Origin of the sequence: Paraburkholderia caffeinilytica, assembly GCF_046030355.1 — a bacterium.
GTDB classification, from domain to species: domain Bacteria; phylum Pseudomonadota; class Gammaproteobacteria; order Burkholderiales; family Burkholderiaceae; genus Paraburkholderia; species Paraburkholderia caffeinilytica_B.
Map to the genome: position 1 here is coordinate 99,257 of NZ_JAQQCQ010000018.1, position 26,141 is coordinate 125,397.

Sequence of the window (26,141 nt, forward strand, 5' to 3'; positions counted from 1 at the left end):
TGATGGCGGGCTGGCTTGTCAGCCGCTGCCGCCGACCTTCAACCACCTCCCAGACAACACCCGATTGCTATGCTGCTGATTCCCGCCATCGACCTGAAAGATGGTCAGTGTGTACGCCTCAAACAGGGCGATATGGACCAGGCGACGATATTTTCCGAGGAACCGGCGGCGATGGCCCGGCATTGGGTCGATCGCGGCGCCCGCCGTCTGCACCTCGTCGACCTGAATGGCGCGTTCGCCGGCAAGCCGAAAAACGAAGACGCGATCCGCGCGATCATCGAAGAAGTGGGTGGCCAGATTCCCGTCCAGCTGGGCGGCGGCATCCGCGACCTGAACACGATCGAGCGTTATCTGGACGACGGTTTGTCGTACGTCATCATCGGCACGGCCGCGGTGAAGAATCCGGGCTTCCTGCAGGATGCGTGCACGGCTTTCGGCGGCCATATCATCGTCGGTCTGGATGCGAAAGACGGCAAGGTCGCAACCGACGGCTGGAGCAAGCTGACCGGTCATGAAGTGGCCGATCTGGCGCGCAAGTTCGAGGATTACGGCTGCGAGTCGATCATCTACACCGACATTGGCCGCGACGGCATGCTGCAAGGCATCAACATCGAAGCGACGGTGCGTCTCGCGCGCGCGGTGAAGATTCCGGTGATCGCGAGCGGCGGCTTGTCGAACCTCGCCGATATCGAATCGCTGTGCGAAGTCGAGGACGAGGGCATCGAGGGCGTGATTTGTGGCCGGGCGATCTACTCGGGCGATCTGGACTTCGCGGCTGCGCAGACCCTCGCCGACCGGCTGCGCGAATCGGACGACGCTTAAGATTTAAAGCTTGGGCGTCGCTCGCGATTGATTCGGAAACGACGCTTCAACGGAATCAAAGGCGGACGCAACGGCGTGCTCTGAAAGCGCGTCGAGCCGCAGGTGTCGCCGTTCTACACCTCGTGGCCTGACGCGGCGAGCCGCGCCGGCACTGTGCCGCTCGTTCAAGCTTGACGCGAGCGGCCTCATCAGCGGTATTGGCAGAATTGCAAGATCATGGCTCTAGCTAAACGCATCATCCCCTGTCTCGACGTCACGGCTGGCCGCGTGGTCAAGGGCGTCAACTTCGTCGAACTGCGCGACGCGGGCGATCCCGTCGAAATCGCGCGCCGCTACGATGATCAGGGCGCCGACGAACTGACCTTCCTCGACATCACCGCCACCTCCGACCAGCGCGATCTGATCCTGCCGATCATCGAAGCGGTCGCATCGCAAGTGTTCATTCCGCTGACGGTCGGCGGCGGCGTGCGCGCGGTCGAAGACGTGCGGCGTCTGCTCAACGCGGGCGCGGACAAGATCAGCATGAACTCCTCGGCGGTCGCGAATCCGCAACTCGTGCGCGACGCGACGGACAAATACGGCTCGCAATGCATCGTCGTCGCGATTGACGCGAAGCGCGTCTCCGCGGACGGCGAAGCGCCGCGCTGGGAAGTTTTCACGCATGGCGGACGCAAGGCCACCGGCCTCGAAGCCGTCGAATGGGCGCGCAAGATGGCCGAACTGGGCGCGGGCGAAATCCTGCTGACCAGTATGGACCGCGACGGCACCAAGAGCGGCTTCGATCTCGCGCTCACGCGCGCCGTGTCGGATGCCGTGTCGGTTCCGGTGATCGCCTCGGGTGGCGTCGGCTCGCTGCAGCATCTGGCCGACGGCATCAAGGACGGCCACGCGGATGCCGTGCTGGCAGCCAGCATCTTCCACTACGGCGAACACACGGTGGGCGAGGCCAAGCGCTTCATGGCCGATCAAGGCATTTCGGTGAGGTTGTAACGTGGTGAATTCCTCGGCAATAGAGTGGCTCGACAAGGTCAGATGGGACGCGAACGGCCTCGTGCCGGTGATCGCGCAGGAAGCCTCGACCAACGACGTGCTGATGTTCGCGTGGATGAACCGCGAAGCCCTGGCGAAAACCATTGAGTTGGGCCGCGCGGTGTATTTCTCGCGCTCGCGTCAGCGTCTGTGGTTCAAGGGCGAAGAGTCTGGTCACGTGCAGCATGTGCATGAAGTGCGGCTCGATTGCGATGAAGACGTTGTGCTGCTGAAGGTCGAGCAGGTGTCGGGCATCGCATGCCACACCGGCCGGCACTCGTGCTTTTTCCAGAAATTCGAAGGCACGGTTGAAGATGGCGACTGGATCGCCGTCGATCCCGTGTTGAAAGACCCCGAACACATCTACAAATGACGCAATCCACGCACTCCACGGAACCCGCTTCGTCCACCAAGGACACGCTGCTGCGCCTCGCGGCGATTATCGACAGCCGCAAGGGCGGGGACCCCGACGTCTCGTACGTGTCGCGCCTGTTTCACAAGGGCGATGACGCGATTCTGAAGAAGATCGGCGAAGAGGCCACCGAAGTCGTGCTGGCCGCCAAAGACACGCGACACGGCGGCGCACCGAAAGCGCTGGTCGGCGAAGTGGCGGACCTGTGGTTTCACTGTCTCGTGATGCTGTCGCACTTCGACCTGAGCCCGGCTGACGTGCTTGCCGAACTTGAGCGCCGTGAAGGCCTGTCGGGCATCGAGGAAAAGGCGCTGCGCAAGAGCCGCGAGCGCGAGCAGAACGGCGACTGATTGTCGCTGCCTTGTCGTTACCTTGTCAGCCGCGGCTTGAAGTGGCGAACGTCGGCACCCACATTGCACTGAACGCATCGGATCGCATCCTCGGGAGGACGCAAGCATGGAACAGTCGCAGGGAAATTATCCGCCACCGGTCTACCGCAACGCGATCGAGCCAGAGCGCGAACGCAGTCTGCGCACACTCACGCACGTGCTGTACGCGCTGTATGCAGTTCATTGGCTGACGGGTGGTCTGACGATTCTGATCGCGATCATCATCAACTACGTGAAGCGGCCCGATGTGGTGGGCACGCCTTACGAAGCGCACTTCGAATGGCAGATCCGGTCGTTCTGGATGGCCTTGCTGGGTTATGCGATCGGCGGCGTGCTGCTGTTCGTGGTGATCGGCATTCCGGTTCTGTGGGCCGTCAGTATCTGGATGTTGTACCGTATTATCAAAGGCTGGCTGTATCTGTACGATAACAAGCCGCTCGCGAATCCGCGTGGCTGGTTTTGAGTCGAGTCCGGTTGCGGCCGGGCGAGACATGAACTGTGCCGTACTTCGCTTCGCGCTCTAGCCATACTGTGTCAGGAATACGATGAGCCACGACCCGAACTGTCTTTTCTGCAAGATCGCCGCCGGCGAGATTCCGTCGACCAAAGTCCATGACGACGAGGAGTTTGTTGCCTTCCGCGACATCCGTCCGGCCGCTGAAACGCACGTGCTGGTGATTCCCCGCAAACACATCGCCACGCTGTCGAATTGCACCGAAAGCGACGCACCGCTGCTTGGTAGAATGCTTGTTCTGGTGGCGCGGCTGGCCGATCAGTTGGGTGTGGCGTACACCGGTGGCGAGACGGGTTTTCGCACCGTAATCAATACGGGGCCGGGTGGCGGGCAAGAGGTGTATCACCTGCATGCCCACATTCTCGCGGGGCCGCGTCCGTGGCAGCGAATGGGCTGATTGAGCAGGCTGACTGAGCGGGCTGACTGAAGAGACTGACAGCGCGGGCCGACTGAGCAGGCTCACAAAAAATCACGGGCCGTGGGCGTGCGGTGAGTTTTGGCCGTCGACAATAGCGCGGCCGTTGTTTTTTACTGCACTGTAATGACGCCGACGCGATCGTCGGGTCAGAATGCCACACCGTGTCGCGGGTTGAACCTGAACAGCTCGCGGCAACGTATAGATGGAGCGTACGCGCTTCGATTCACGCCGTAAGGCGCACGAGTTTTGCCGCATCGAGATGCGGTGTCGGGGTTAAGGAGAGTAGTCATGGGTTCGTTGAGCATTTGGCATTGGCTGATCGTGTTGCTGATCGTGGCACTCGTATTTGGCACGAAGAAGCTGCGCAATATCGGTACCGATCTGGGCGGCGCGGTGAAGGGCTTCAAGGAAGGCATGAAGGAAGCCGAAACGCCCGCAGGTGAAGCGCAACAGCGCGAACTGCCGCGCAACGGCACCGTGGATGTGGATGCGAAGGAAAAGACGCCGCGTTCCGGCGATTACCGCTAAGCCGCGGCCCAACCGCGTTACTGACGGACATTTCACTTCATGCTGGACCTCGGTCTAACCAAGATGGCGCTGATCGGCGTCGTCGCGCTGGTCGTACTCGGGCCTGAACGCCTGCCACGCGTCGCCCGTACGGCCGGCGCGTTGTTCGGTCGCGCGCAGCGGTATATCAACGACGTGAAGGCTGAAGTTACCCGCGAAATCGAACTCGACGAATTGCGTCGCATGAAGACCGAGTTCGAAGCGGCGGCGAGCAACGTCGAAACCAGCGTTCAGGACAATCTGCGCAAGCACGAAACCGAACTGAACGACGCGTGGAATAGCGGCACGTCGGTGTCGCCGAGCATTGCCGGCGGCGCGCTCGAAGATGCCGGCAATCCGCCGTGGCAGACCAGCACGCCACCGTCAGGCCCCAAACGCAAGAACTGGCGCGTCAAGCAGACGGCGATGCCCACCTGGTACAAGCGCGCCACCACGCGCCGCACGCGCGTGCAGTCGGGCGCTGCGCGCGTGGCGCGGCATACGCCGGCCACCATGCGTCGTCCGACGCGGTTCTTCTGATGATCAGAACGACAATCTCTAACCGAGGGCCGGTGTGAGCGACCCCCAGCAAACCCAGGACGAAGGCACTGAAGAGACCTTCATTTCCCACCTCGTTGAATTGCGCGACCGTATCATTCGCGCCGGCCTGGCCGTCATCGTGGTGTTTGTCGGACTCGTGTATTGGGCGCCGGATATCTTCCGGCTGCTGGCGCGGCCCTTGATGCAGAATCTGCCGAAGGACGGCAAGATGATCGTCACGGACGTGACCGGCTCGTTCTTCGTGCCGATGAAGGTGACCATGCTGGTCGCCTTCGTGATCGCGCTGCCGATCGTGCTGTACCAGATCTGGGCGTTCGTTGCGCCAGGTTTGTATCAGCATGAGAAGAAGCTGGTCGGGCCGCTGGTGGGCAGCAGCTACACGCTGTTCCTGTGCGGCATGGCGTTCGCGTACTTCGTGGTGTTTCCGACCATCTTCCGCGTGATGGCGCACTACAACGCGCCGCTCGGCGCGGAGATGACCACCGACATCGACAACTACCTCAGCTTCGTGCTGACCATGTTCCTCGCGTTCGGGGTGACGTTCGAGGTGCCGATTGTCGTGGTGCTGCTGGTTCGCATGAACGTGCTGACCATCAAGAAGCTCAAGGAAATCCGTCCGTATGTGATCGTGGGCGCATTTGTGATTTCGGCGGTGGTGACGCCGCCGGATGTGTTCTCGCAGCTGATTCTGGCGATTCCGCTGATCGTGCTGTACGAGGCGGGCATCATTGCGGCGCGGTTGATTGTCGGCAAGCAGAAACCGGTGGTTGCGGACGACAGTCCACCTGCGGGTTGAACGCCGCAGGGGCAAAAAAAGGGCAGTCCATTACGGATTGCCCTTTTTGTTTGTGCGGTGCCGCCAGCGGCTGTTATCTATCTCTTCTCAACCGCCGTCGTCGTCCTGCTGATCGCCGCCGCCGTTGTCTTCAACCGGTTGCTTCGGCGGAGGTGGCCGCTTGCCGATGGTCACGTCCAGATCCATCTCGCGGCTCTTGCGCACCAGATGGACCTTCGTCGCCGTGCCCGGCTTGATCTGCGCGATCACGTTCAGGAGGCGCGTGGTGTCGGTGATTTCCTGGCCGTTCACGCTGACCAGGATGTCGCCCGGCTTGATGCCTGCACGGTCGGCCGGTCCATTCTTCAGCACGCCCGCGACGATCGCGCCCGACTTCTGCTCGAGCCCGAACGATTCGGCGATTTCCGGCGTTACATCCTGCGGTTCCACGCCGATCCAGCCGCGCGTAACCGAGCCCGTTGTGATGATGCTTTCCAGCACGCTGCGCGCGGTCGAGACAGGAATCGCAAAGCCGATGCCGAGCGAGCCGCCCGAGCGCGAATAGATGGCGGTATTGATGCCGAGCAGATTGCCGTTCACATCGACCAGCGCACCGCCCGAATTACCCGGGTTGATGGGCGCGTCAGTCTGAATGAAGTTTTCGAACGTGTTGATGCCGAGGTGATTGCGCCCGAGTGCGCTGACAATCCCCATGGTCACCGTCTGGCCGACGCCGAATGGATTGCCGATCGCCAGCACCACGTCGCCCACGCGCGTCTGGTCCATGCGGCCGAGCGTGATGGTGGGCAGGTTGGTCATATTGACCTTCAGCACGGCCAGATCGGTCTCAGGATCGACGCCGATCACCTTCGCATTGGTGGTGCGGCCATCGGCGAGTGCGATTTCGATCTGATCGGCGCCGTCCACGACGTGCTGGTTCGTTAGAATGTAACCTTCCGAACTCACTATCACCCCTGAGCCGAGATTCGACGCGGGTTGTTCCTGCTGCTTGCCTTTGTTCTTGTCGCCGAAGAAGTAACGGAACAGCGGATCTTTGGCGCGCGGATCGGGCGGCAGTGAGCCATCCTTACTGGAGAATACGTTGACGACCGCGGGCATGGCTTTTTGCGCGGCGTCTGCGTAGGACGCCTGTGCCGGGCCGGTACCGATGCCTGGCGCCACTTCCCGAAGAGCGACGATCGGTTCGGCGAGTTGCTTGCCGAATTGCCCTTGACGCTGGAGCCACTGCGGTTTGAGGGTCGCAATGATGAACATCAGCGCCAACAGCACGGTCACCGCTTGGGCAAAGAACAGCCAAAAGCGTCTAAGCATCTGAAGACTAGAGGTTTATATGGATCGGATCGAACTTGAATTGTACTTGAACAATCTTCTTGAAACCGCGCGCTTCAAGGACTATTGCCCCAATGGATTGCAGGTGGAGGGGCGCCGCCGCGTCAACAAACTCGCGACGGGCGTGACGGCTTCCGTGGCCTTTCTCGAGGCTGCGCTCGACTGGGGCGCGGACGCGGTGCTGGTCCATCACGGCTACTTCTGGCGCAACGAGGCGCCGCAGATCACCGGGCGCAAACATGCGCGGCTCAAGCTGCTGATCGCCAACGACCTGAACCTGTTCGCCTACCACCTGCCGCTCGACGACCATCCCGAGTTCGGCAACAACGCGCAAATCGGCGCGAAGATGGGCTGGATCAGCGACGCGCGCTTCGGCGAGAACGATCTCGGCTGGCTCGCCACGTTTCCGATGCCGATCACGCTCGCGCACTTCACCGCGCAAGTCGAGCAGACGCTCGGGCGCACGCCGCTCGTATTCGGCGACCCGGATCGCGAACTGCGCCGCGTGGGCTGGTGCACGGGCGCCGCGCAAGGCATGTTCGACGCCGCGATCAATGCCGGCGCCGACGTCTACCTGACCGGCGAAGTGTCGGAGTCGGTGATGCATACCTCGGCGGAAAGCGGCGTGGCGTTCCTCGCGGCCGGCCATCACGCCACCGAGCGCTTCGGCGTGCAGGCGGTGGGCAAGCATCTCTCCGAGCAGTTCGATATCGAACACGTATTTATCGATATCCCCAATCCCGTCTGAATTGAAATTCGGCATTAGAGAAGAAAAAGGCACGAATAACGCAGAGGGCACTTAAAAGGAGGTGCGAAAAAGTTTGCGATCCGTACGGAGAAACCCTGAGTTATCAAGGGCTTCGCACGGTTTTTGGCAATGGGGCCTTGTAAATGCCGACTCCATTCGCGCAAACTAGCGGCGGTAGAAGCGACGTGAAGGAAAAATCCAACTCAGAAGTGGGGCGTGTAATGCGAGACAAGGAAGATGAACGCGTCGACGGCGGCCGCCGTACCTGGCTGATAGCGACGACCGTAGCAGGTGGCATAGGAGGCGTTGCCACTGTCGTACCCTTTGTTAGTTCGTTTGCACCATCTGAAAAGGCCAAGGCGGCAGGCGCCCCGGTCGAAGTCGATATCAGTGATCTCAAGCCCGGCGACATGAAAACCGTTGCCTGGCGCGGTAAGCCGGTGTGGATCATCAACCGCACCGACAGGATGCTCGCCGATGTCCAGAAAGCCGATAACGAAGTAGCGGATCCTCACACCAAGAATCCTTTTTCGATGCCGTTGCCGGAGTACTGCAACAACGAATTCCGTTCACGCACCGATCACAAGAATCTTTTCGTCGCCGTCGCCGTGTGCACCCATCTGGGCTGTACGCCGACGCCGCGCTTCCAGGAGGGCGCGCAGCCCAATCTTCCAGACGACTGGCCAGGCGGCTTCCTGTGCCCGTGCCACGGCTCGACCTATGACATGGCCGGCCGCGTCTTCAAGAACAAACCTGCGCCGCAGAACCTCGACATCCCGCCCTACATGTTCACGTCGGCCACCGGCCTCGTGATCGGCAAGGACGAGAAAGGAGAAGCGTAATGGCGATCGAACACGAAGTAGAGACGACCGGGCTGGTCGGCTGGATCGACCGCCGCTTTCCGCTGACGTCCACGTGGAAGAAGCACGTTTCCGAGTATTACGCGCCGAAGAACTTCAACTTCTGGTACTTCTTCGGTTCGCTCGCGCTGCTGGTGCTGGTCAATCAGATCGTCACCGGCATCTTCCTCACGATGAACTACAAACCCGACGCGACGCTCGCGTTCTCGTCGGTCGAGTACATCATGCGCGAGGTGCCGTGGGGCTGGCTGATCCGCTATATGCACTCCACGGGTGCGTCGATGTTCTTCGTCGTCGTGTATCTGCACATGTTCCGCGGACTGATGTACGGCTCGTATCGCAAGCCGCGGGAGCTGGTGTGGATTTTCGGCTGCGCGATCTTTCTGTGCCTGATGGCCGAGGCGTTCTTCGGCTACCTGCTGCCGTGGGGCCAGATGTCGTTCTGGGGCGCGCAGGTGATCGTGAACCTGTTCTCGGCGATTCCGTTCATCGGACCGGATCTGTCGCTGTGGATTCGCGGCGATTACGTCGTCTCGGACGTCACGCTGAACCGCTTCTTCGCATTCCATGTGATCGCGATTCCGCTGGTGCTGATCGGCCTCGTGGTCGCGCACCTGGTGGCGCTGCATGAAGTGGGTTCGAACAACCCCGACGGCATCGAGATCAAGGCGAAGAAGGACCCGGACGGCATTCCGCTCGACGGCATTCCGTTCCATCCGTACTACTCCGTGCATGACTTCATGGGCGTGACGGTGTTCCTGATCATTTTCGCGGCGATCATTTTCTTCGCGCCGGAGATGGGCGGGTATTTCCTTGAAGCGAATAACTTCATTCCCGCCAATCCGCTGCAAACGCCGCAGGAAATTGCGCCGGTGTGGTACTTCACGGCGTTCTATGCGATGCTGCGCGCCACCACTGATCCATTCAAGATCGTGCTGATGATTATCATCGCGCTGCTCGGCCTGTTCGCGCTGGTGCGTGCTCGCGGCAAGTGGAAGCTCGGTTTGCCGGTGCTCGCCGTGCTGGTGGTTCTGGCCATGGCCTTCACCGAATCGAAGTTCTGGGGCGTGGTGGTGATGGGCGGCGCGGTGATTTCGCTGTTCTTCCTGCCGTGGCTCGATCGCTCGCCGGTGAAGTCGATTCGCTACCGGCCGTTTTTTCACAAGGTGTTCTACGGGATCTTCGTGCTCGCTTTCCTGACGTTGGGCTTCCTCGGCACTAAACCGCCGTCGCCCGCCTCGACGTTGATTGCCCAGATCTGCGCGCTGATCTACTTCGCGTTTTTCCTCGGTATGCCTGTCTGGACGCGGCTTGGCACGTTCAAGCAGCCGCCCGAGCGGGTGCGGTTCAAGCCCCACTAATCGCGAGCCCGGAGAACACGAAATGAAAAAACTGCTTTCGACGTGCGCGCTGATCGGCGCGACACTGCTCGCGGTGCTGGCTGGACCGGCGCACGCGGACGAGAATTTCCCTCTCGACCGCGCGCCTGATAACGCGGAGAATTTTGCTTCGTTGCAGCACGGCGCCCAATTGTTTGTAAACTATTGTCTGAATTGCCATAGCGCGAATCTGATGCGCTACAGCAGGCTGACCGATCTGGGCATTACGCCAGCCGAAATCCAGTCGAATCTGCTGTTCACCACGGATAAAGTCGGCAACACCATGACCGTGGCAATGCGCCCGGACGACGCGAAAGCGTGGTTCGGCGCGAGCCCGCCGGATTTGTCGGTGGAAGCGCGGGCGCGTGGCAAGGACTGGCTGTACACGTATCTGCGCAGCTTTTATCGCGACAATACGCGGCCAACCGGCTGGAACAATCTGGTGTATGAAAATGTGAGCATGCCTCACGTGCTGTGGCAGCTTCAGGGGCAACGTACCGCGAAATTCGGTGATGCCGTCGACGAAAAAACAGGCGAAACGGTGCACAAATTTGTCGGCTTCCAACAGGTCACGCCGGGGACGATGTCGCCGGTAGATTATGATTCTGCTGTGGCCGACCTCGTGTCGTACCTGTCATGGATGTCCGAACCGACGCAGAAAACCCGCAAACAGCTTGGCGTGTGGGTGCTGCTGTTCCTCGGCATTCTGAGCTTTTTCGCCTGGCGACTGAACGCCGCGTACTGGAAACATATCAAATAATCACGCCGTTACCCGGCGTGGGGCCGGCGCCAGGAAAAACCTGCTGAACGGTTTTTCCGCGCGCTGGCCTTTCAGCTTTTTGAGGAAACGTAAACATGATGGTTCTGTATTCCGGCACTACTTGCCCGTTCTCCCAGCGTTGCCGGCTGGTGTTGTTCGAAAAGGGCATGGACTTCGAGATCCGCGACGTCGACCTGTTTAACAAGCCGGAAGACATCGCCGTGATGAATCCGTATGGTCAGGTGCCGATTCTCGTCGAACGGGACCTGATTCTGTACGAATCGAACATCATCAACGAATACATCGACGAGCGCTTCCCGCACCCGCAACTGATGCCGGCCGATCCGGTTCAGCGCGCCCGCGCCCGTCTGTTCCTGCTGAACTTCGAAAAGGAACTGTTCGTTCACGTCGGCACGCTCGAAAACGAAAAGGGCAAGGCCGCTGAGAAGAATCACGAGAAGGCACGTCTCGCGATCCGCGATCGCCTGACGCAGCTCGCACCGATCTTCCTGAAGAACAAGTACATGCTCGGCGAAGAGTTCTCGATGCTGGACGTCGCGATCGCGCCATTGCTGTGGCGTCTGGATCACTATGGCATCGAACTGTCGAAGAATGCTGCACCGCTGATGAAGTACGCCGAGCGTATTTTCAGCCGCCCGGCTTATATCGAAGCGCTGACACCGTCGGAAAAGGTGATGCGTCGTTGAGTTTGGCTTTGGGGTGAGGGCGCCGCGTCTCGATTGTTTTCCGTGTGCGCCCCAACCCGGTAAGAGGACTGTTGATGCAAGAGATTTCCACTAAGCCTTATCTGCTGCGCGCGTTGTACGAGTGGTGCACGGATAACGGCTACACGCCGCATATTGCGGTCCGCGTCGACAATCAGACGCGCGTGCCGCGCCAGTTCGTGCGCGATAACGAGATCGTGTTGAACATCAGCTTCGAGGCGACCAGCCAGTTGCAGATGGGCAATGAATGGATCGAGTTCAGCGCGCGTTTTTCGGGCAAGTCGCACAAGATCGAAGTGCCGATCGCCAATATTCTCGCGATCTATGCGCGCGAAAATGGCCAGGGCATGGCGTTTCCGGTCGAGTCGGCGGGCGGCGAAGCACAGGATTCCGGCGCCGATGCGGAATCGGCGGACGAAGCCGCGTCGCCGGCCGCGCCCGTCAGCGTAGCGCCGCGCGCGGTCGAAGCGTCGCCTTCCGCTGCAGATGCTGCGAAAGCGGAAAGCGCGACGGAGGGTCCGCAGCCTGACGATGACGGATCAAAAGGTGGCGGAAGGGCTCGCCTCAAGATCGTGAAATGAAGTAGAATCACGGCCTCATGCCGGCTTAGCTCATCAGGTAGAGCGCTTGACTTGTAATCATGAGGTGGCGGGTTCGAGTCCTGCAGCCGGCACCAGTTGTACGAAAACGGGTTTCTGAAGAATTTCAGAAACCCGTTTTTTTATTGGGGGCGGGAATCAGAGGAACCGGATGGGCGTGCGTTCGGGAACCCTTGCCGCGCGGGGCAGAAGGCGTGAAGGCATGCTGCTCCGGGATGTTGGGTGAGACCGGAAAAGGGCTCATTTTCACCATATCTCATTCACCTTGTCGATTGTGGACATTTCAGTCTACGATGGGCTTCTGATTGGCTCTTAGGCCACGCCAGACGGGCGTGGCAGCATCCTCTTCCCGGTGATCATCGACAGATACCGTCCCGCGAACCCGATCGGGAGAGGTACTATTCGGGCGTCAGTCGGCATCACGATCAGTCACTCCGGCGGGCAATGCCCCCGAGACGCGAGGTTTCACCGCGTCACTCCCGCAACACAGACCCCACCTTCATCATGACCAGCCCCGCAATCCTCACCTGGCCCGAAGCCGACGGCCCCCGCAGTGCGCGTTGGCGCTCCGAAGCCGCGGTGCCGCCGCCCAAGCGCGTTGTCGTCGCCGATGACCGCACCACTGCCGACTCCGCCTACCGCCTCGCATGCGAAGGCACCGCGCTGCTCTGGAACGGCGACTTTCAGAACGCCCGCCAGTTGCTGCAGGCGGTCACGCGCCGACTGGAACGCAAACCGCGCAAGCAGGGCGAAACGCCGATCGACGCGTTCAACCTGCATCGTCAGGCCCAGTCGCAACGTGCCCGTACGCTCGGCATGATTCTGATCCCGCTCGACGCCGCCTACGCCATTCCGCTGCGTCGCGCGCCGGAAGTGCAGCAGGCCTGTATCGAAACCTATGGGCCGTCTACCGACGAGCCCTCGGTCGTGTCGCTACGCGAATTGCTCGGTCTGATCGGCGCGCACGAGTGGCGCAAGAAGGGCGTGGAAATTCCCGCGCTGGGTGAGCGTATTCATCCACACTACGGCGTGTTTTCGCCAGTGCGCGGTGAATATGTGGATCTGGTCGCGCGCACACCGTTGCCGTCGTTGAACAAGGCGTTCGATATCGGTACGGGTACAGGCGTGTTGGCTGCGCTGCTCGCCAAACGCGGCGTGAAGAAAATCGTCGCGACCGACCAGGACCCGCGAGCGCTGGCTTGCGCGCGCGAAAACCTGACGCGTCTCGGTTACGACCAGCAAGTGGAGGTCGTGCAAGCCGATCTGTTTCCGGAAGGCCGGGCGCCGCTGGTGGTTTGCAATCCGCCGTGGGTGCCGGCGCGACCGGCCTCGCCGATCGAATACGCGATCTACGATTCCGAAAGCCGCATGTTGCTCGGCTTCCTGAACGGCTTGGTGGAGCATTTGTCGCCGGGCGGGGAAGGCTGGCTGATCATGTCGGACTTCGCCGAGCACCTCGGATTGCGTACGCGCGAGTGGTTGCTTGCCGCTATTGAAAAGGCGGGGCTGACCGTGGCGGGACGCGAGGATATTCGCCCGCGGCACCCGAAGTCGACCGATGAAACCGACGCGCTGCATACGGCACGCATGGCCGAAGTGACGTCGCTCTGGCGACTGAAAGCGCGTTAAACGGTGACGCGCGGGGAGCGCAACGACGCGTAATGAGGCGCCCCTGACGCGCGGCGTGTCAGACCTGGACGCCGCGCGCCTCAAGATACGCTAATGCGCCGCGTCCAGCCGCCAGGCCGCTGGCGAAGCAGGCGGTGAGCAGATAACCGCCGGTCGGCGCTTCCCAGTCGAGCATTTCGCCCGCGCAGAACGCGCCGGGCAGGTGCTTGATCATCAGATGCTGATTGAGCGCTTCGAAGGGGATGCCGCCCGCCGTGCTGATCGCTTCCGCGATAGGCCGGGCGCGCGTGAGCCGCACTGGCAGCGCCTTGATTGCGTGCGCGAGGCCTTTCTCATCGGTGAAGGCTTCCTTCGACAGAATCTCATGCAATAAGGCCAGTTTTACGCCACCAAGGCCGACTCTGCCCTGCAGGTGAGTCGACATGGAACGCGATCCACGCGGTCGCGTGACTTCGGCTACGACACGCTCCAACGTCAAGCCTGGCGCCAGGTCCAGCGTGATCGTGACGTCGCCGTCGGCGAGAATCCGCTCCCGGATGGCTGCCGACAACGCGTAAATCAGGCTCCCTTCGAGGCCCGTTTCGGTCAGAAGTATTTCACCTTGTCGATTGTGGACTTTATTGTCTATGTCGGTGAGTGTGATGGCTACCGATTTCACCGGCTGACCGGCGAAACGCTCGCGCAGATAGGGGCTCCAGTCCGCATCGAAGCCGCAGTTCGCGGGCCGCAACGGCGTTACCGGCACCTCGCGTGCGCTCAGCAGCGGCACCCAGGCGGCGTCCGATCCGAGCCTCGGCCAGCTTGCGCCGCCGAGTGCGAAGACCACGGCGTCGCAGCTCACGCGCTGTTCGCCGTCGGGCGTTTCGAAGCGCAACGTGTGCGTTGCGGTGTCGCCATCTTCGTTGTCCCAACCGGTCCACTTGTGACGCATGTGAAAGCGCACGCCGGCTTCCCTCAACCGATGCAACCACGCCCGCAGCATCGGCGCCGCTTTCATATCGGTCGGAAAAACGCGCCCTGAACTGCCGACGAAGGTTTCGACACCAAGCGCATGCAGCCATGCCCGCAAGGCGTCGGGACCGAACAGCTCGAGTAACGGCGCGATCTGTTCGCGGCGCGCGCCGTAACGGCCAAGAAACGGCTCGAGCGGTTCCGAATGCGTGATGTTCATGCCGCCTTTGCCCGCCATCAGAAACTTGCGGCCAACCGACGGCATCGCGTCGTAGACGTCGACCTGCAAGCCGTGCTGGGCGAGCGCCTCGGCGGCCATCAAGCCGGCGGGGCCGCCGCCGATCACGGCGACGCGGGCGGAGTTGAAGGAGGATGGCATGCGGTCCTGCGGATGAGCGGAGGGGAGTGCGTTGGCCTGATCTGACGAACTGTAGATCGGGCAGCGCGAAGGGCGCTATTTTCACACCGCGAACACCGCAGGGCAAACCGGCGCCCGCACCGTCCCGACAACCGGCTGAAAAACGCTGGGTTCGGGCGCTTTTGCATCGGCTGGATTGGCGCTCGCTGCTTTGCAATCTGCCTGCGCGAACTATACTTTTCAAACACCTTCCACCGGACGCCGTCCGCTTTTCCCCCGCGTCGTATTACCCCACCGCTTTCAATTCGCCCGGCGTGGCCAATACTGCCGCGTCGCGGCTGGCGACGTGGCTTGCGCGTTCGCTGTCTGTCAGGTGTTTCGACGTTTGATCAAGGAGATTGCCATGACTCGCAAATACATCGACTGTCGCGAGTTTCCGAGCGAAATGAATTGCACCGTCGCCCTATCCGCCGACAGCGAGAGCGAATTGCTCGACGCAGCCGTGCAACATGCCGTCACGGTACACAAACACACGGACTCGCCGGAATTGCGCTCGCAGCTCAAGACGCTCTTTCATGAAGGCACGCCGCCGGTGGAGGCGCCGCGCGCGTGATTCGTTGTCCTTTTTCTTGAAGATGAAGGGCGGCTAACCAGTACGAACGGCGGCGTGCCGCTCGTGCTGGTCGCGGCGTGGTCTTGTCGTCCTAGCCGGGATAGGCCTCATCCACTTTCAGTCCGGCCAGCTTGAAAATGACCCGCAGCGTTTGCGGTTTGATGTCGCGACGCGACGCGAGTGTCGTCATCACGAAGTCGAGCACTTTCGCGTACTTGAGCATGGTCAGGCATGTCTCCATGTCGACGCTGCCATCGCGCATGACTTCGGCCAGCCGCAGCATTTCGGTGGAAATGTCGCGCGCCATTTCCAGTTCGAGTTGTTGTTTTTCCGACCACGCAGGGGTGGCGGTGAGCTTCGCCAGCATTTCCTGAAACTTCTGCTCGACGTTTCCGTTGGGTACCGTGTCCATCGCTGCCTCTTCTATTATCCAGGCGCGCGTCCGTTTGAGATCGCGGCGCGCTGCTGGTTACGTAACGTTCGGTCCGTGTTCCGGGACCGTCCTCCCCACATGCATTCGGTTCGCGTGATCGAGGTCACGGCCGGCAGCTTGTTGTTATGCGCGACACGGCTTACGCCATCGAGTGAGCCGGCCCGCAAGGTGCTTTCAAGCCACGCCGGAATACGTCCCGCATCGTGCGTTTTGAGCAGGAAGTGTTCCAGGTTTGTGGCATTTCTTGCATGGTCGACGCGGCTCCTCAGGTGAGCGGCCTGCGCTTTGGGTAAACTGGCAGCAACTTTTCCTTTTTTCCGTCATCTGTCGCACGTTCGCGTTGCAATCGAGGGCGGTCTCTAACGATGTCCAGCAAAACCCACGAAATCCGTCCGAACCAGTCCGTCGAGTTGCTGAAGGAGCTTCATATCCTCACGCGCGACGGCAAGATGAACCAGGACAGCCGCCGCAAGCTGAAGCAGGTCTACCACCTGTTCCAGTTCATCGAGCCGCTGCTGAAAGACCTCAAGGACCAGCAGGGCGCCGTAACGCTCGTCGACCACGGCGCGGGCAAGTCATATCTAGGTTTTATCCTGTATGACCTTTTCTTCAAGGAGTTTCAGGATGCCGCTGGTGGGGCGTCGCACATTTACGGCATTGAAACGCGCGAGGATCTCGTGACGAAATCCGAGGAACTGGCCGGGCGGCTGGGCTTCAAGGGGATGTCGTTTCTGAATTTGTCGGTGGCGGAGTCGATTACGTCAGACCGTTTGCCGGCGCAGATCGATATCGTGACCGCGTTGCATGCCTGCAATACCGCGACCGACGACGCGCTCCGGTTTGCTCTGGAAAAGCACGCGAAGTACATCGTGGTGGTGCCGTGTTGTCAGGCCGAGGTGGCGGGGGTTTTACGGCAGAACAAGGGTAAATCGCTGGGGAATGCGTTGACGGAAATCTGGCGGCATCCGTTGCATACCCGCGAATTCGGAAGCCAGATTACCAATGTGCTGCGCTGCCTGCAGCTGGAAGCGCATGGATATCAGGTGAGTGTCACCGAGTTGGTGGGGTGGGAACATTCCATGAAGAATGAACTGATAATTGCCCAGTTCAAGGACCTGCCGAGGCGGCGGCCGACCGAGCGGCTGAATGAAGTGATGGAGACGCTTGGGATCGAGGAGCTGAAAGAGCGGTTTTTTGTTTCAGCCTGATCCGTCTTGCGGCGGTGGCTGTTTCTTGGCCACCGTGAGCACTACTTTTTCATCAATTCATTCCAGCCTTTAAGACCGATGCGCCGAAGCGTCTCCTGATTCCGCTCATAAATCGCTTCCGCATCTGGAAAAGCCTGAACCGCCCGTTCAATACTCTCTTCGCGAAGCAGATGCAAAATCGGATAGGGCGCGCGATTCGTATAGTTCTCGATATCGTCGGGTTCGCTGTCTTCGAACTGATAATGCGGATGAAAGCTGGCAATCTGAATAATGCCTTCCAGCCGAAGTTGTTTGATCATCCGCTCGGCAAAAAACAGGCAATCGTTATAGTCGAGAAAATCGCTGAGCGCGCGCGGTATCACCAGAAGCGTGGTGTCCACCGCATCAGGATGCGCCGCGACGAGCGTCTGAATCTCGGTTTCGAGATCGGCTAGCACCCCTTCCATATCCACCGCGTCGCTCACGGCATAGCGAATCTGCCCCTTCACATGCACGGCTTTGGCAAAGGGGCACAAGTTGAGCCCAATCACGGCCTTCGTCAGCCAATGACGAGTAGCGGCGATAACAGCATCATGAGATTCGGCGGGCGACGGCATGGCAAGCAGCGAAAAGGTAAAGCGCCATTCTAATGGCGCGGAACGGCACCGATCCGTGCGCTGCCGCAACAGGGCGGCAAAAACCTCAACCCGCTTGTGTCCCGCCGCACGCCGCGGCGATCAACTGCGCCGCCACCTTCGGGGCGGCAAGAATCGGCCCGCAGCCCGGGCCGTAGGTCTGGCTGGCCGCATACACGCCTTCGATCATCAAACCCAGACCGTTGGCCAGCGTCTCCGGATCGTCGGCGCCTGCCGCGGTGGCCAGTTCCAGAAGCCGCGCCATGAGCCGTTGCTTGTTGCGAAACACGAATTGCCGCGCCGGATGCGTCGTATCAGAAAACTCCACCGACACGTTCACGAACGGACAGCCGCGGTAGCCGTCGACCGATGCGCGCATGGCTAGGTCGTCGAAATATTGTTGAAGCTGCCTGGCCGGTTCGCCCGGATGTTTCGCAAAGCTCTTCTCCACGTAGCCGAAAAACTGCTCGTCTTTGCGCTCCAGATATGCGATCACCAGTTCGTCCTTCGACGAAAATTGGCGGTACAAGCTCATCTTGTTCACACCCGCGCGTTCGACCACCGCGTCGACGCCGACTGTCCGCACACCCTCGCGATAGAACAGTTCGTCCGCGGCGCGCAGCAGATGCTGCTGGGCTTCCGGGCCGGCCGTCTGCGCACCGCGCGTTCGCTTTGCTTCCGCTGGTTGGGTGAGGGGCTTACTGTTGGACATGGAATGTCACCTGAATTGAACTGACGCCTTGACATGTTACCGAGCAGTAACTAGTATCGCAACACTATTGTGACTGATCTGTCACAAGTCCTTTACCAAAATCGTAACAATACGGGCGACGCGGCCGGCGGGGCAGGCGTCGATTGGAGAACCGATGAATTGGGCAGCAAGACTGATTGGCGGACGTTTCCACTACGGCTGGTTGACCGTCGCCGTGGTGTTTCTGGTGCTGCTGGCGGCGGCCGGCACGCGCGCCACGCCGAGCGTGATGATGGTGCCGCTGGAGCATCAGTTCGGCTGGAGCCGTGCGACGATTTCGCTCGCGATCTCCGTGAACATCGCGCTCTACGGCTTGATGGGGCCGTTCGCCGCCGCGGCGATGCAGCGTTTTGGCGTGCGTCCTACGCTGCTCGTCGCGCTGGGCACGATGGCGGCGGGTGTGGCGCTGTCATCGCTGATGACGCATCCGTGGCAAATGGTTCTGATCTGGGGCGTGATGGTCGGTGGCTCGACGGGCGTGGCCGCGCTGTCATTGTCGGCGACGGTGGTGACGCGCTGGTTCACCACGCACCGTGGCCTCGTGATGGGGATTCTCACGGCTAGTTCGGCGACCGGCCAACTGGTGTTCCTGCCGATGCTGGCGGCCATCGCCGAACACTACGGCTGGCGCCAGGTGGTGTGGGTCGTCGCGGGCGCGGCTGCGATCGTCTTGCCGCTGGTCGCGTTTCTGCTGCCGGAACGGCCGGCGGACATGAAGTTGCGTCCGTTCGGCGAACCGGCCGATGCGCCGGTCTCCAACGTCGTGACGAAGCAGAATCCGTTGGCCATTGCCTTCGGCACCCTCGCGATGGCGAGCAAGACGCGTGATTTCTGGCTGCTGTTCTTCAGCTTCTTTATCTGCGGCGCAAGCACCAACGGTTACGTCGGCACGCACCTGATCGCAATGTGCGGCGACTACGGCATGAGCGAAGTGCAGGGCGCCTCCCTGCTTGCCGCAATGGGTATCTTCGATCTGTTTGGTACGACGCTGTCGGGCTGGCTGTCGGACCGCTTCAATAGCCGTGTGTTGTTGTTCTGGTATTACGGTCTGCGCGGTTTGTCGCTGATGTATCTGCCGCACGCCTTCGGTATCGACTTTTTCGGCCTGCCGTTGTTCGCGGTGTTCTACGGGCTCGACTGGATCGCCACGGTGCCGCCCACCGTGCGTCTCGCGACGGATGTCTACGGCAAGGACGCGGCGCCGGTCGTGTTCGGCTGGGTGGTCGCCGGCCACCAGCTCGGCGCGGCCTTCGCGGCGCTTGGTGCGGGCATGCTGCGCGCAAGCCTCGGCACGTACACGGTGGCATCGATGATTTCTGGTGGGCTGTGCCTCGTTGCCGCCGTGATCGTGTTGCGGATCAACCGGCCGGCCAAGGTGCCGGAGCCGCAAGCGGTGTGACACCGCGCCCGTGTGTGTGTCCGGTGAACGAAGCGAGCCTGCGCAAACGGCCTCATACGAGGCCGTTTGCCATTGCCGCCGACGTGAAACTAACCGTGCACTTGGTGAAGCGCGAGGGGCTCAGCCCGGTTATGCTATGAGACCCCGGGCAGTCGCCCGTCGATCATGAATTTCGACCGAGAGAAGCGCATGACCAACAAACCCGCCCCTACCGCAGTTGCCATTCACGAGCTGATTGCAGGTCGCTGGAGCCCGCGCGCGTATTCGAGCGAGCCGGTGAGCCGCGAGCATCTGCATTCGGTGCTCGAAGCGGCACGCTGGGCGCCGTCGTCCTATAACGCGCAACCGTGGCGTTTTCTCGTATTCGACCGTAGCGTCGATGAAGTTTCATTCAAGCAGGCCTTCGCCACCCTGGTGCCGTTCAACCAGGGCTGGAATGCGCCGGCGCCGGTGCTGATCGCGGTAACCACGCACACGCTCACCAACAAGGGCGAAGTGAACCGTTGCGCGCCGTACGACGCAGGTGCTGCGGCGATGGCGCTGGTGTTGCAGGCGCATGCGCTCGGCCTCGCCGCGCATCAGATGAGCGGCTTCGATCCGCACGCGTTCCGCACGGCGTTCAAGCTGCCGACCGACGTCGATGTGATCGCCATCATTTCGCTCGGCCATTACGGTGACGTCGACAAACTCGATCCGGTGCTGCGCGAGCGGGAGAAGTCGGTGCGTCAGCGTTTGCCGCTCGCCGAGATCGCTTATGGTGGCGGGTGGAAGAAGGCATTCTGAGTCCGTTGCGACTTTGATGGTGACAAAAACGCGCGGCGCTGATCGCGCGTTTTTTATTTCGGGTTGTCCGTGACGCTTTAAGGCGCGTGGTTTATTCCCAGTCGGTCACGTCGCTCAAAGCGCATGGTTCAATCCACACTGTCCGTGACACTCGAAAGCGGCGTGGCAACATTTTCAAGCGACTTGCGCTCCGCATCCACGCCCCAGATCGCGGCGATCACCGCAGCGGCGAGCATCAGCCCCGAGCCGACCAGATAGCCTGAAAATACTTCGCTGCGCTGATGCGTATCGATCAGCCGGCCAAAGAACGCCGGACCGATGATGCCGCCCAGCGCGGTGCCGAACGCGTAGAACACGGCGATCGCGAGCGCGCGGATTTCCAGCGGAAATGATTCGCTGACCGTCAGATACGCCGAACTCGCGGCCGCCGACGCGAAGAAAAAGACCACCATCCACGCGATCGTCTGCGTCACGACGGTGAGCATCTGCTGCTCGAACAGGTAGCCGCTCAGCGTCAGCAGGATGCCGGACAACGCGTAAGTCGTGGCGATCATCTTGCGTCGCCCGATGACGTCGAAGAGCCGGCCGAGCACCAGCGGTCCCAGGAAGTTGCCGAGCGCGAACGGCAACAGATACCAGCCGATGTGGTCGCCTGGCACCTGATAGAAATCGGTTAGCACCAGCGCGTAGGTGAAAAAGATCGCGTTGTAGAAGAACGCCTGCGCGGTCATCAACGATAGGCCAACCAGCGCGCGCCGTCGGTGCACGTTGAACAGCGTGTGAAATACCTCGCGTAGCGGCGTATGTCCGCGTGTCCGCAGCCTTAAACGCGTGAGGCTGTCGTCGGAGAGGGCATGGCCTTCGGTGCGAAAGCGCGTTTCGATACCGTCGACGATCGAGCGCGCCTCGTGTTCGCCGCCGTGCGTCAGCAGCCAGCGCGGACTTTCGGGCACCCAGATGCGCATCGGCAGAATTCCCAGCGCCAGTACCGCGCCGATGAAGAAGCAGGCCCGCCAGCCCCAATCTCCCGGCAACAGATTCGGATCGAGCAGGATCAACGAACCCGCTGCCCCGAGCCCCGCGCCGACCCAGAACGTGCCGTTGATGCCGAGATCGGTCCAGCCGCGCACCCGCGCGGGCGTGAACTCCTGGATCGTCGAATTGATCGCCGTGTATTCGCCACCGATGCCCGCGCCGGTAAGAAAGCGAAACAGCAGAAAACTGGCGAGATTCCACGAAAAAGCGGTCGCCGCGGTTGCAGCCAGATATAACGCGAGCGTGATGAAGAACAGCTTGCGACGGCCGAGCCGGTCGGTCAACCAGCCGAAGCCGAGCGCGCCGAGCACGGCGCCGGCAATATAAGCGCTGCCGGCGAGGCCAACGTCGGCGTTGGTAAAGTGCAACGATGGGCTAGACTTCAACGCACTTGCGACAGCGCCTGCGAGCGTCACTTCCAGTCCGTCGAGCAGCCACGTCACGCCCAGCGCGACGACGATCAGCGAGTGAAAGCGTCCCCACGGCAAACGATCTAGCCGTGAGGGCAGGTCGGTTTCAATGACAGGGGCGTTTTTCTCATGGACAGCGGCGGTAGGCGGCGCGCTCATTGCTGCAAGTCTCCTGATTGCCGAAATTTGGTAGCGTATCCTGTCGAATTCAGCAATTTTTGTTCCGTCGAGCGGACCTGGGTGATGATTGCGGGTGTCCCGGAAAGCGTCAGTTGATGCTGATTGGGCTTTCGTGATACAAAGCCGCTCCCCTTTCTGTCCGCGCCAGCCGTGAGCGGCGATTCCTGCCATGAACTATTGCGCGATTGACTTCGGTACTTCCAATTCGGCCGTGGCCGTCCCAGATGGCGCTGCGCTTAGGCTTGCGCCGGTCGAGGGCGCCTATACCACGCTGCCGACCGCCGTCTTTTTCAACACCGACGAGAACACTCGCGAGTTCGGGCGCTCGGCGCTGGCGGCGTACATCGACGGTTTCGACGGCCGTCTGATGCGTTCGATGAAAAGTATTCTCGGTTCACCGCTCGCCGAGAATTCGACCGATCTCGGCGACGGTTCGGCGATCAAGTACACGGACATCATCGCGATTTTCGTCGATCATCTGAAGCGGTCGGCTGAGAAGAGCGCCGGTGGCCCGATCAGCCGCGCCGTGCTGGGCCGCCCGGTGTTCTTCGTCGACGACGATCCGCGTGCCGACCAGATGGCGCAGCAGCAGCTCGAAGCCGCGGCGCGTTCCGTCGGGTTGCGGGAGATTCACTTTCAGTATGAGCCGATCGCGGCCGCGTTCGACTACGAATCGCACCTGACGGAAGAAGGGCTCGTGCTGGTGGCCGACATCGGCGGCGGCACGTCGGACTTTTCGCTGGTGCGGGTGGGGCCGGAGCGCATGACGCGCGTCGAGCGTAAAGACGACGTGCTCGCCCACCACGGTGTGCACGTTGCCGGGACGGATTTCGATCGTCGCGTCGAACTGGTGACGATTCTGCGCGAACTCGGCTATCAGACACTCGACCCCGAAGGCCGTGAGATTCCGAACCGCATCTATTTCGACCTGGCGACCTGGCACCTGATCAACACGGTCTACGCACCGAAGCGCGTCAGCGAACTCGCGCTCATGCGGCATCTGTTCATCCAGACCAAACATCACGACCGCCTGATGCGCGTCGTGGAACGCCGTCTGGGCCATGCATTGGCCGCTCATGCGGAAGAGGCGAAGATCGGCGTGGCGGCGGGCGGCGAGACCGTGATCGACCTCGACGAGGTGGAGGACGACCTGCGTCTGGCATTCGACGAAGCGCAGCTCATCAAGGCCGGTCAGGACGAGACGCAGCGCATCGTGCAGGCCGCGCGCGATACGGTTCAGGCGGCCGGTGTGGCCCCGCGCGACGTCAATGCGATTTACTTCACGGGTGGCTCGACCGGATTAGCGTTTCTATCTGGCGCGTTGGCTGCAGCGTTTCCGGATGCCAAAGCGGTATTCGGTGACCGTCTTGCCAGCGTCGCGACAGGTCTTGGTATTCACGCGCGGCGTTTGTTCGGATAACCAGATTGATCAAACGCATACTGCGGAGATAATCGCCGCATGCAGTGGCGATGAATATAAAAAAACCCCGCCGAGGCGGGGTTTTTTGCGTCCAGAAGGAAGCGTGCGTGCTTACACCGGCTTGATGTTAGCAGCTTGCTTGCCCTTCGGGCCCGTCTTCACTTCAAACGTAACCTTTTGGTTTTCTTGCAGCGTCTTGAAGCCTTCCGTGCGGATTTCCGAGAAATGCGCGAACAGATCTTCGCCACCGCCGTCCGGCGTGATGAAGCCAAAGCCCTTTGCGTCATTGAACCACTTGACGGTACCGGTTTCCATATTACTTGTTCCTAAAGATGGTAAATAAGGCCGAAGCCCAATGGGTGCGCATGAAAATCAAGGAAGGGGGTAATGGGACCAACCGGAGTACCGTTGATGGGCGAACTACGAAAGACCAATTCACTCGCCGCTTGAAATCCTGCCCGAACGTTATACGGTGATTTCGGGCGAAGGTCAACACTCTCATCCCAACTTTACAATGTTTTGGCAGCTTGGCGTAAAAGTTGCTTACAAAGCTTGCTATTCGTCGGAGAATTTTGCCAGGGAGAACCCTTAGTTTCACTGCAACGTACGGGTGCAACCGTTAAACTACGCGCCGCGCTGTCGGTTGCACCTGATTGGAATGGGCCGTCGCGTATGCATGCGCGACACCCCGTTCCCGCCGCCACAAGCGATACTACGCGGTGCCGGCATGCCCGCAACTTGCATGGGACCGGAGTGGGGCAAGGCGCTAACTCGGGTCGACTTACGGTGTATGGGACCCGAGTAAGCGCTAAAGCGCTAACTCGGGTCGACACAGGAGAAGATGTGAAAAGTTCTATACAACGGAACATCGGACCGGTCGCGCTTTTGCTGACCGGCTTGGGTTCGATCATCGGATCGGGCTGGCTATTCGGCGCGTGGAAGGCTGCAAAAATTGCCGGGCCGGCTGCCATTTGTGCATGGGTCATCGGCGCGGTGGTGATTCTCGCGATTGCGTTGACCTACGCGGAACTCGGCGCAATGTTCCCGGAGTCGGGCGGCATGGTGCGTTACGCGCGCTATTCGCACGGCGCGCTGGTTGGGTTCATCAGCGCATGGGCCAACTGGATCGCAATTGTCTCGGTGATTCCAATCGAGGCAGAAGCATCCATTCAATATATGAGCACCTGGCCATATCCATGGGCGCACGCGCTATTCGTGGATGGGTCATTAACGACCAATGGGCTGTTGCTGTCCGCGGCCCTGGTGATCATTTACTTCCTGTTGAATTACTGGGGCGTGAAGCTGTTCGCGCGCGCCAATTCGGCCATCACGGTTTTCAAGTTCCTGATTCCGGGTGCGACGATCGCGGGTCTGATGCTGACGGGCTTTCACAAGGAAAACTTCGGCGAGGTGAGCACCTTTGCGCCGTACGGCTGGTCGGCTGTGCTGACGGCGGTATCGACGAGCGGTATCGTGTTCGCCTTCAACGGTTTCCAGAGCCCGATCAACCTCGCTGGTGAAGCGCGCAATCCGGCCAAAAGCGTGCCGTTCGCGGTGATCGGCTCGATCCTGCTGGCGCTGGTGATCTACGTGCTGCTGCAGATCGCGTATATCGGCGCGGTGAGCCCGGGCGACGTGATGAAGGGCTGGAGCCACTTCAACTTCGCTTCGCCGTTTGCCGAACTGGCAATCGCGCTGAACCTGAACTGGCTGGCTATCCTGCTGTACGTCGACGCGTTCGTCAGCCCGAGCGGCACCGGCACGACCTACATGGCGACCACCACCCGGATGATCTACGCCATGGAGCGCAACAACACGATGCCGAAGATGTTCGGCAACGTGCACCCGTTCTACGGCGTGCCGCGTCAGGCGATGTGGTTCAACCTGCTGGTGTCGTTCATTTTCCTGTTCTTCTTCCGCGGCTGGAGTTCGTTGGCGGCGGTGATCTCGGTGGCGACCGTGATCTCGTACCTGACTGGCCCTATCAGCCTGATGGCGCTGCGCCGCGCGGCGACGGATCTGGAGCGCCCGCTGCACATCGCGGGCATGAAGATCATTGCACCGTTCGCTTTCGTGTGTGCGTCGCTGATCCTGTATTGGGCGAAGTGGCCGCTGACCGGCGAAATCATTCTGTTGATGGTCGTCGCGCTGCCGGTGTACTTCTACTTCCAGGCGAAGTCGGGGTTCAGCGGCTGGGGGCGTGACCTGAAGGCTGCATGGTGGCTCGTGGCGTACCTGCCGGGGATGGCGGTTCTGTCGCTGATCGGCAGCAAGGAGTTTGGCGGCCACGGCCTCCTGCCGTACGGCTGGGACATGCTGGTGGTGGCCGTGTTCTCGCTGGTGTTCTACTACTGGGGTGTGAACAGCGGCTATCGTTCGGAATACCTTGAAGAGCGTCAGACGCATGACGAAGTGCTCGAAGGCATGGGCGCACATTAACTTGCTGCGCTGAGTTTTGCGCCGGACCGCC

Annotated in this window: 29 protein-coding genes and 1 tRNA gene; 23 read left to right on the plus strand and 7 right to left on the minus strand. The window is 60.9% G+C overall.

Going from position 1 to position 26,141, the window contains the following annotated elements; all coding sequences use genetic code 11:
* Positions 1-69: 69 nt before the first annotated feature.
* The 9 genes from hisA (at position 70) to tatC (ending at position 5,487) form a co-directional block, all read left to right on the plus strand.
* Positions 70-822 carry a 1-(5-phosphoribosyl)-5-[(5-phosphoribosylamino)methylideneamino]imidazole-4-carboxamide isomerase gene (hisA, locus tag PQQ95_RS25020; RefSeq protein ID WP_370711585.1) on the plus strand — a complete coding sequence of 251 codons (753 nt, stop codon included), beginning with the start codon at positions 70-72 and terminating at the stop codon, positions 820-822.
* A gap of 216 nt (positions 823-1,038) precedes the next feature.
* A complete protein-coding gene (gene hisF, locus PQQ95_RS25025) occupies positions 1,039-1,812 on the plus strand; it encodes an imidazole glycerol phosphate synthase subunit HisF (RefSeq protein WP_408441903.1) in 774 nt (257 codons plus the stop codon).
* 1 nt (position 1,813) lies between these two features.
* Positions 1,814-2,224, plus strand: a complete 411-nt coding sequence (gene hisI / locus PQQ95_RS25030; RefSeq protein ID WP_408441906.1) for a phosphoribosyl-AMP cyclohydrolase — start codon at positions 1,814-1,816, stop codon at positions 2,222-2,224.
* Positions 2,221-2,613 (plus strand): phosphoribosyl-ATP diphosphatase, encoded by a 393-nt coding sequence (locus PQQ95_RS25035; RefSeq protein WP_408441908.1) that lies wholly within the window; start codon positions 2,221-2,223, stop codon positions 2,611-2,613. The genes hisI and PQQ95_RS25035 overlap by 4 nt, the downstream gene beginning before the upstream one ends.
* A gap of 106 nt (positions 2,614-2,719) precedes the next feature.
* Positions 2,720-3,115, plus strand: a complete 396-nt coding sequence (locus tag PQQ95_RS25040) for a DUF4870 family protein (protein WP_063497496.1) — start codon at positions 2,720-2,722, stop codon at positions 3,113-3,115.
* Positions 3,116-3,197: 82 nt separating this feature from the next.
* Positions 3,198-3,563, plus strand: coding sequence for a histidine triad nucleotide-binding protein (locus PQQ95_RS25045; protein ID WP_408441911.1), 366 nt, complete (start codon positions 3,198-3,200; stop codon positions 3,561-3,563).
* Positions 3,564-3,872: 309 nt separating this feature from the next.
* Positions 3,873-4,112, plus strand: coding sequence for a Sec-independent protein translocase subunit TatA (gene tatA / locus PQQ95_RS25050; RefSeq protein WP_028199650.1), 240 nt, complete (start codon positions 3,873-3,875; stop codon positions 4,110-4,112).
* 39 nt (positions 4,113-4,151) lie between these two features.
* Positions 4,152-4,670, plus strand: a complete 519-nt coding sequence (tatB, locus tag PQQ95_RS25055) for a Sec-independent protein translocase protein TatB (RefSeq protein ID WP_408441914.1) — start codon at positions 4,152-4,154, stop codon at positions 4,668-4,670.
* A 34-nt stretch (positions 4,671-4,704) separates the two neighbouring features.
* Positions 4,705-5,487, plus strand: coding sequence for a twin-arginine translocase subunit TatC (gene tatC, locus PQQ95_RS25060; protein WP_408441916.1), 783 nt, complete (start codon positions 4,705-4,707; stop codon positions 5,485-5,487).
* Positions 5,488-5,574: 87 nt separating this feature from the next.
* On the opposite strand, the gene PQQ95_RS25065 is transcribed toward tatC, so the two are convergent.
* Positions 5,575-6,798 carry a Do family serine endopeptidase gene (locus PQQ95_RS25065; protein WP_408441919.1) on the minus strand — a complete coding sequence of 408 codons (1,224 nt, stop codon included), beginning with the start codon at positions 6,796-6,798 and terminating at the stop codon, positions 5,575-5,577.
* A 19-nt stretch (positions 6,799-6,817) separates the two neighbouring features.
* Here PQQ95_RS25065 and PQQ95_RS25070 point away from each other — a divergent pair, with 19 nt between their 5' ends.
* The 8 genes from PQQ95_RS25070 to PQQ95_RS25105 all read left to right on the plus strand — a co-directional run bounded on the left by PQQ95_RS25070 (position 6,818) and on the right by PQQ95_RS25105 (position 13,516).
* Positions 6,818-7,564 (plus strand): Nif3-like dinuclear metal center hexameric protein, encoded by a 747-nt coding sequence (locus PQQ95_RS25070; protein ID WP_408441922.1) that lies wholly within the window; start codon positions 6,818-6,820, stop codon positions 7,562-7,564.
* Between the two features lie 221 nt (positions 7,565-7,785).
* The gene (gene petA / locus PQQ95_RS25075; protein WP_120289276.1) at positions 7,786-8,406 is read left to right on the plus strand and encodes a ubiquinol-cytochrome c reductase iron-sulfur subunit; all 621 of its coding nucleotides are present in this window, start codon (positions 7,786-7,788) and stop codon (positions 8,404-8,406) included.
* Entirely contained in the window at positions 8,406-9,785 is a 1,380-nt protein-coding gene (locus tag PQQ95_RS25080; protein ID WP_408441925.1) for a cytochrome b, read from the plus strand. The genes petA and PQQ95_RS25080 overlap by 1 nt, the downstream gene beginning before the upstream one ends.
* A gap of 22 nt (positions 9,786-9,807) precedes the next feature.
* Positions 9,808-10,563 (plus strand): cytochrome c1, encoded by a 756-nt coding sequence (locus tag PQQ95_RS25085; protein ID WP_408441928.1) that lies wholly within the window; start codon positions 9,808-9,810, stop codon positions 10,561-10,563.
* Positions 10,564-10,658: 95 nt separating this feature from the next.
* Positions 10,659-11,270 (plus strand): glutathione S-transferase N-terminal domain-containing protein, encoded by a 612-nt coding sequence (locus tag PQQ95_RS25090; RefSeq protein ID WP_006052302.1) that lies wholly within the window; start codon positions 10,659-10,661, stop codon positions 11,268-11,270.
* 74 nt (positions 11,271-11,344) lie between these two features.
* Positions 11,345-11,869 (plus strand): ClpXP protease specificity-enhancing factor, encoded by a 525-nt coding sequence (locus tag PQQ95_RS25095; protein WP_408441931.1) that lies wholly within the window; start codon positions 11,345-11,347, stop codon positions 11,867-11,869.
* A gap of 19 nt (positions 11,870-11,888) precedes the next feature.
* Positions 11,889-11,964, plus strand: a tRNA-Thr gene (locus tag PQQ95_RS25100).
* A gap of 427 nt (positions 11,965-12,391) precedes the next feature.
* A complete protein-coding gene (locus PQQ95_RS25105; protein WP_408441934.1) occupies positions 12,392-13,516 on the plus strand; it encodes a methyltransferase in 1,125 nt (374 codons plus the stop codon).
* A 58-nt stretch (positions 13,517-13,574) separates the two neighbouring features.
* Here the strand turns inward: PQQ95_RS25105 and PQQ95_RS25110 are convergent, their stop codons facing one another.
* Positions 13,575-14,846, minus strand: coding sequence for a TIGR03862 family flavoprotein (locus PQQ95_RS25110; protein ID WP_408441936.1), 1,272 nt, complete (start codon positions 14,844-14,846; stop codon positions 13,575-13,577).
* A gap of 382 nt (positions 14,847-15,228) precedes the next feature.
* Between PQQ95_RS25110 and PQQ95_RS25115 the strand changes: the two genes are divergently transcribed.
* The gene (locus PQQ95_RS25115; protein ID WP_201079526.1) at positions 15,229-15,438 is read left to right on the plus strand and encodes a DUF1059 domain-containing protein; all 210 of its coding nucleotides are present in this window, start codon (positions 15,229-15,231) and stop codon (positions 15,436-15,438) included.
* 91 nt (positions 15,439-15,529) lie between these two features.
* Here the strand turns inward: PQQ95_RS25115 and PQQ95_RS25120 are convergent, their stop codons facing one another.
* Complete coding sequence (locus PQQ95_RS25120) at positions 15,530-15,850, minus strand: type II toxin-antitoxin system HicA family toxin (RefSeq protein ID WP_042329129.1); 321 nt, start codon at positions 15,848-15,850, stop codon at positions 15,530-15,532.
* A gap of 386 nt (positions 15,851-16,236) precedes the next feature.
* On the opposite strand from PQQ95_RS25120, the gene PQQ95_RS25125 reads away from it, so the two are divergent.
* Positions 16,237-17,079, plus strand: coding sequence for a class I SAM-dependent methyltransferase (locus PQQ95_RS25125; protein ID WP_408441940.1), 843 nt, complete (start codon positions 16,237-16,239; stop codon positions 17,077-17,079).
* A gap of 41 nt (positions 17,080-17,120) precedes the next feature.
* Here PQQ95_RS25125 and PQQ95_RS25130 read toward each other — a convergent pair whose 3' ends face one another.
* Positions 17,121-17,675 carry a DUF1415 domain-containing protein gene (locus PQQ95_RS25130; protein ID WP_408441942.1) on the minus strand — a complete coding sequence of 185 codons (555 nt, stop codon included), beginning with the start codon at positions 17,673-17,675 and terminating at the stop codon, positions 17,121-17,123.
* A gap of 85 nt (positions 17,676-17,760) precedes the next feature.
* A complete protein-coding gene (locus PQQ95_RS25135; RefSeq protein ID WP_408441944.1) occupies positions 17,761-18,405 on the minus strand; it encodes a TetR/AcrR family transcriptional regulator in 645 nt (214 codons plus the stop codon).
* A 154-nt stretch (positions 18,406-18,559) separates the two neighbouring features.
* Between PQQ95_RS25135 and PQQ95_RS25140 the strand changes: the two genes are divergently transcribed.
* Entirely contained in the window at positions 18,560-19,843 is a 1,284-nt protein-coding gene (locus PQQ95_RS25140; protein WP_408441947.1) for an MFS transporter, read from the plus strand.
* Positions 19,844-20,032: 189 nt separating this feature from the next.
* Positions 20,033-20,626: a nitroreductase family protein gene (locus tag PQQ95_RS25145; protein ID WP_408441949.1), complete on the plus strand. Its 594-nt coding sequence runs from the start codon at positions 20,033-20,035 to the stop codon at positions 20,624-20,626.
* A gap of 128 nt (positions 20,627-20,754) precedes the next feature.
* Here the strand turns inward: PQQ95_RS25145 and PQQ95_RS25150 are convergent, their stop codons facing one another.
* Positions 20,755-22,230 (minus strand): MFS transporter, encoded by a 1,476-nt coding sequence (locus PQQ95_RS25150; protein WP_408441951.1) that lies wholly within the window; start codon positions 22,228-22,230, stop codon positions 20,755-20,757.
* Between the two features lie 190 nt (positions 22,231-22,420).
* On the opposite strand from PQQ95_RS25150, the gene PQQ95_RS25155 reads away from it, so the two are divergent.
* Positions 22,421-23,671: an Hsp70 family protein gene (locus PQQ95_RS25155; protein ID WP_408441953.1), complete on the plus strand. Its 1,251-nt coding sequence runs from the start codon at positions 22,421-22,423 to the stop codon at positions 23,669-23,671.
* Between the two features lie 111 nt (positions 23,672-23,782).
* On the opposite strand, the gene PQQ95_RS25160 is transcribed toward PQQ95_RS25155, so the two are convergent.
* Positions 23,783-23,986 carry a cold-shock protein gene (locus PQQ95_RS25160; protein WP_007180251.1) on the minus strand — a complete coding sequence of 68 codons (204 nt, stop codon included), beginning with the start codon at positions 23,984-23,986 and terminating at the stop codon, positions 23,783-23,785.
* Positions 23,987-24,514: 528 nt separating this feature from the next.
* Here PQQ95_RS25160 and PQQ95_RS25165 point away from each other — a divergent pair.
* Positions 24,515-26,110, plus strand: a complete 1,596-nt coding sequence (locus tag PQQ95_RS25165; RefSeq protein WP_408441956.1) for an APC family permease — start codon at positions 24,515-24,517, stop codon at positions 26,108-26,110.
* Positions 26,111-26,141: the final 31 nt, after the last annotated feature.

Coding starts and splice junctions, on each gene's coding strand:
- hisA (WP_370711585.1), top strand. CDS start 70: ATGCTGCTGATTCCCGCCATCGACCTGAAAGATGGTCAGTGTGTACGC.
- hisF (WP_408441903.1), top strand. CDS start 1,039: ATGGCTCTAGCTAAACGCATCATCCCCTGTCTCGACGTCACGGCTGGC.
- PQQ95_RS25035 (WP_408441908.1), top strand. CDS start 2,221: ATGACGCAATCCACGCACTCCACGGAACCCGCTTCGTCCACCAAGGAC.
- PQQ95_RS25040 (WP_063497496.1), top strand. CDS start 2,720: ATGGAACAGTCGCAGGGAAATTATCCGCCACCGGTCTACCGCAACGCG.
- PQQ95_RS25045 (WP_408441911.1), top strand. CDS start 3,198: ATGAGCCACGACCCGAACTGTCTTTTCTGCAAGATCGCCGCCGGCGAG.
- tatA (WP_028199650.1), top strand. CDS start 3,873: ATGGGTTCGTTGAGCATTTGGCATTGGCTGATCGTGTTGCTGATCGTG.
- tatB (WP_408441914.1), top strand. CDS start 4,152: ATGCTGGACCTCGGTCTAACCAAGATGGCGCTGATCGGCGTCGTCGCG.
- PQQ95_RS25065 (WP_408441919.1), bottom strand. CDS start 6,798: ATGCTTAGACGCTTTTGGCTGTTCTTTGCCCAAGCGGTGACCGTGCTG.
- PQQ95_RS25070 (WP_408441922.1), top strand. CDS start 6,818: ATGGATCGGATCGAACTTGAATTGTACTTGAACAATCTTCTTGAAACC.
- petA (WP_120289276.1), top strand. CDS start 7,786: ATGCGAGACAAGGAAGATGAACGCGTCGACGGCGGCCGCCGTACCTGG.
- PQQ95_RS25080 (WP_408441925.1), top strand. CDS start 8,406: ATGGCGATCGAACACGAAGTAGAGACGACCGGGCTGGTCGGCTGGATC.
- PQQ95_RS25085 (WP_408441928.1), top strand. CDS start 9,808: ATGAAAAAACTGCTTTCGACGTGCGCGCTGATCGGCGCGACACTGCTC.
- PQQ95_RS25090 (WP_006052302.1), top strand. CDS start 10,659: ATGATGGTTCTGTATTCCGGCACTACTTGCCCGTTCTCCCAGCGTTGC.
- PQQ95_RS25095 (WP_408441931.1), top strand. CDS start 11,345: ATGCAAGAGATTTCCACTAAGCCTTATCTGCTGCGCGCGTTGTACGAG.
- PQQ95_RS25105 (WP_408441934.1), top strand. CDS start 12,392: ATGACCAGCCCCGCAATCCTCACCTGGCCCGAAGCCGACGGCCCCCGC.
- PQQ95_RS25110 (WP_408441936.1), bottom strand. CDS start 14,846: ATGCCATCCTCCTTCAACTCCGCCCGCGTCGCCGTGATCGGCGGCGGC.
- PQQ95_RS25115 (WP_201079526.1), top strand. CDS start 15,229: ATGACTCGCAAATACATCGACTGTCGCGAGTTTCCGAGCGAAATGAAT.
- PQQ95_RS25120 (WP_042329129.1), bottom strand. CDS start 15,850: ATGGACACGGTACCCAACGGAAACGTCGAGCAGAAGTTTCAGGAAATG.
- PQQ95_RS25125 (WP_408441940.1), top strand. CDS start 16,237: ATGTCCAGCAAAACCCACGAAATCCGTCCGAACCAGTCCGTCGAGTTG.
- PQQ95_RS25130 (WP_408441942.1), bottom strand. CDS start 17,675: ATGCCGTCGCCCGCCGAATCTCATGATGCTGTTATCGCCGCTACTCGT.
- PQQ95_RS25135 (WP_408441944.1), bottom strand. CDS start 18,405: ATGTCCAACAGTAAGCCCCTCACCCAACCAGCGGAAGCAAAGCGAACG.
- PQQ95_RS25140 (WP_408441947.1), top strand. CDS start 18,560: ATGAATTGGGCAGCAAGACTGATTGGCGGACGTTTCCACTACGGCTGG.
- PQQ95_RS25145 (WP_408441949.1), top strand. CDS start 20,033: ATGACCAACAAACCCGCCCCTACCGCAGTTGCCATTCACGAGCTGATT.
- PQQ95_RS25150 (WP_408441951.1), bottom strand. CDS start 22,230: ATGAGCGCGCCGCCTACCGCCGCTGTCCATGAGAAAAACGCCCCTGTC.
- PQQ95_RS25155 (WP_408441953.1), top strand. CDS start 22,421: ATGAACTATTGCGCGATTGACTTCGGTACTTCCAATTCGGCCGTGGCC.
- PQQ95_RS25160 (WP_007180251.1), bottom strand. CDS start 23,986: ATGGAAACCGGTACCGTCAAGTGGTTCAATGACGCAAAGGGCTTTGGC.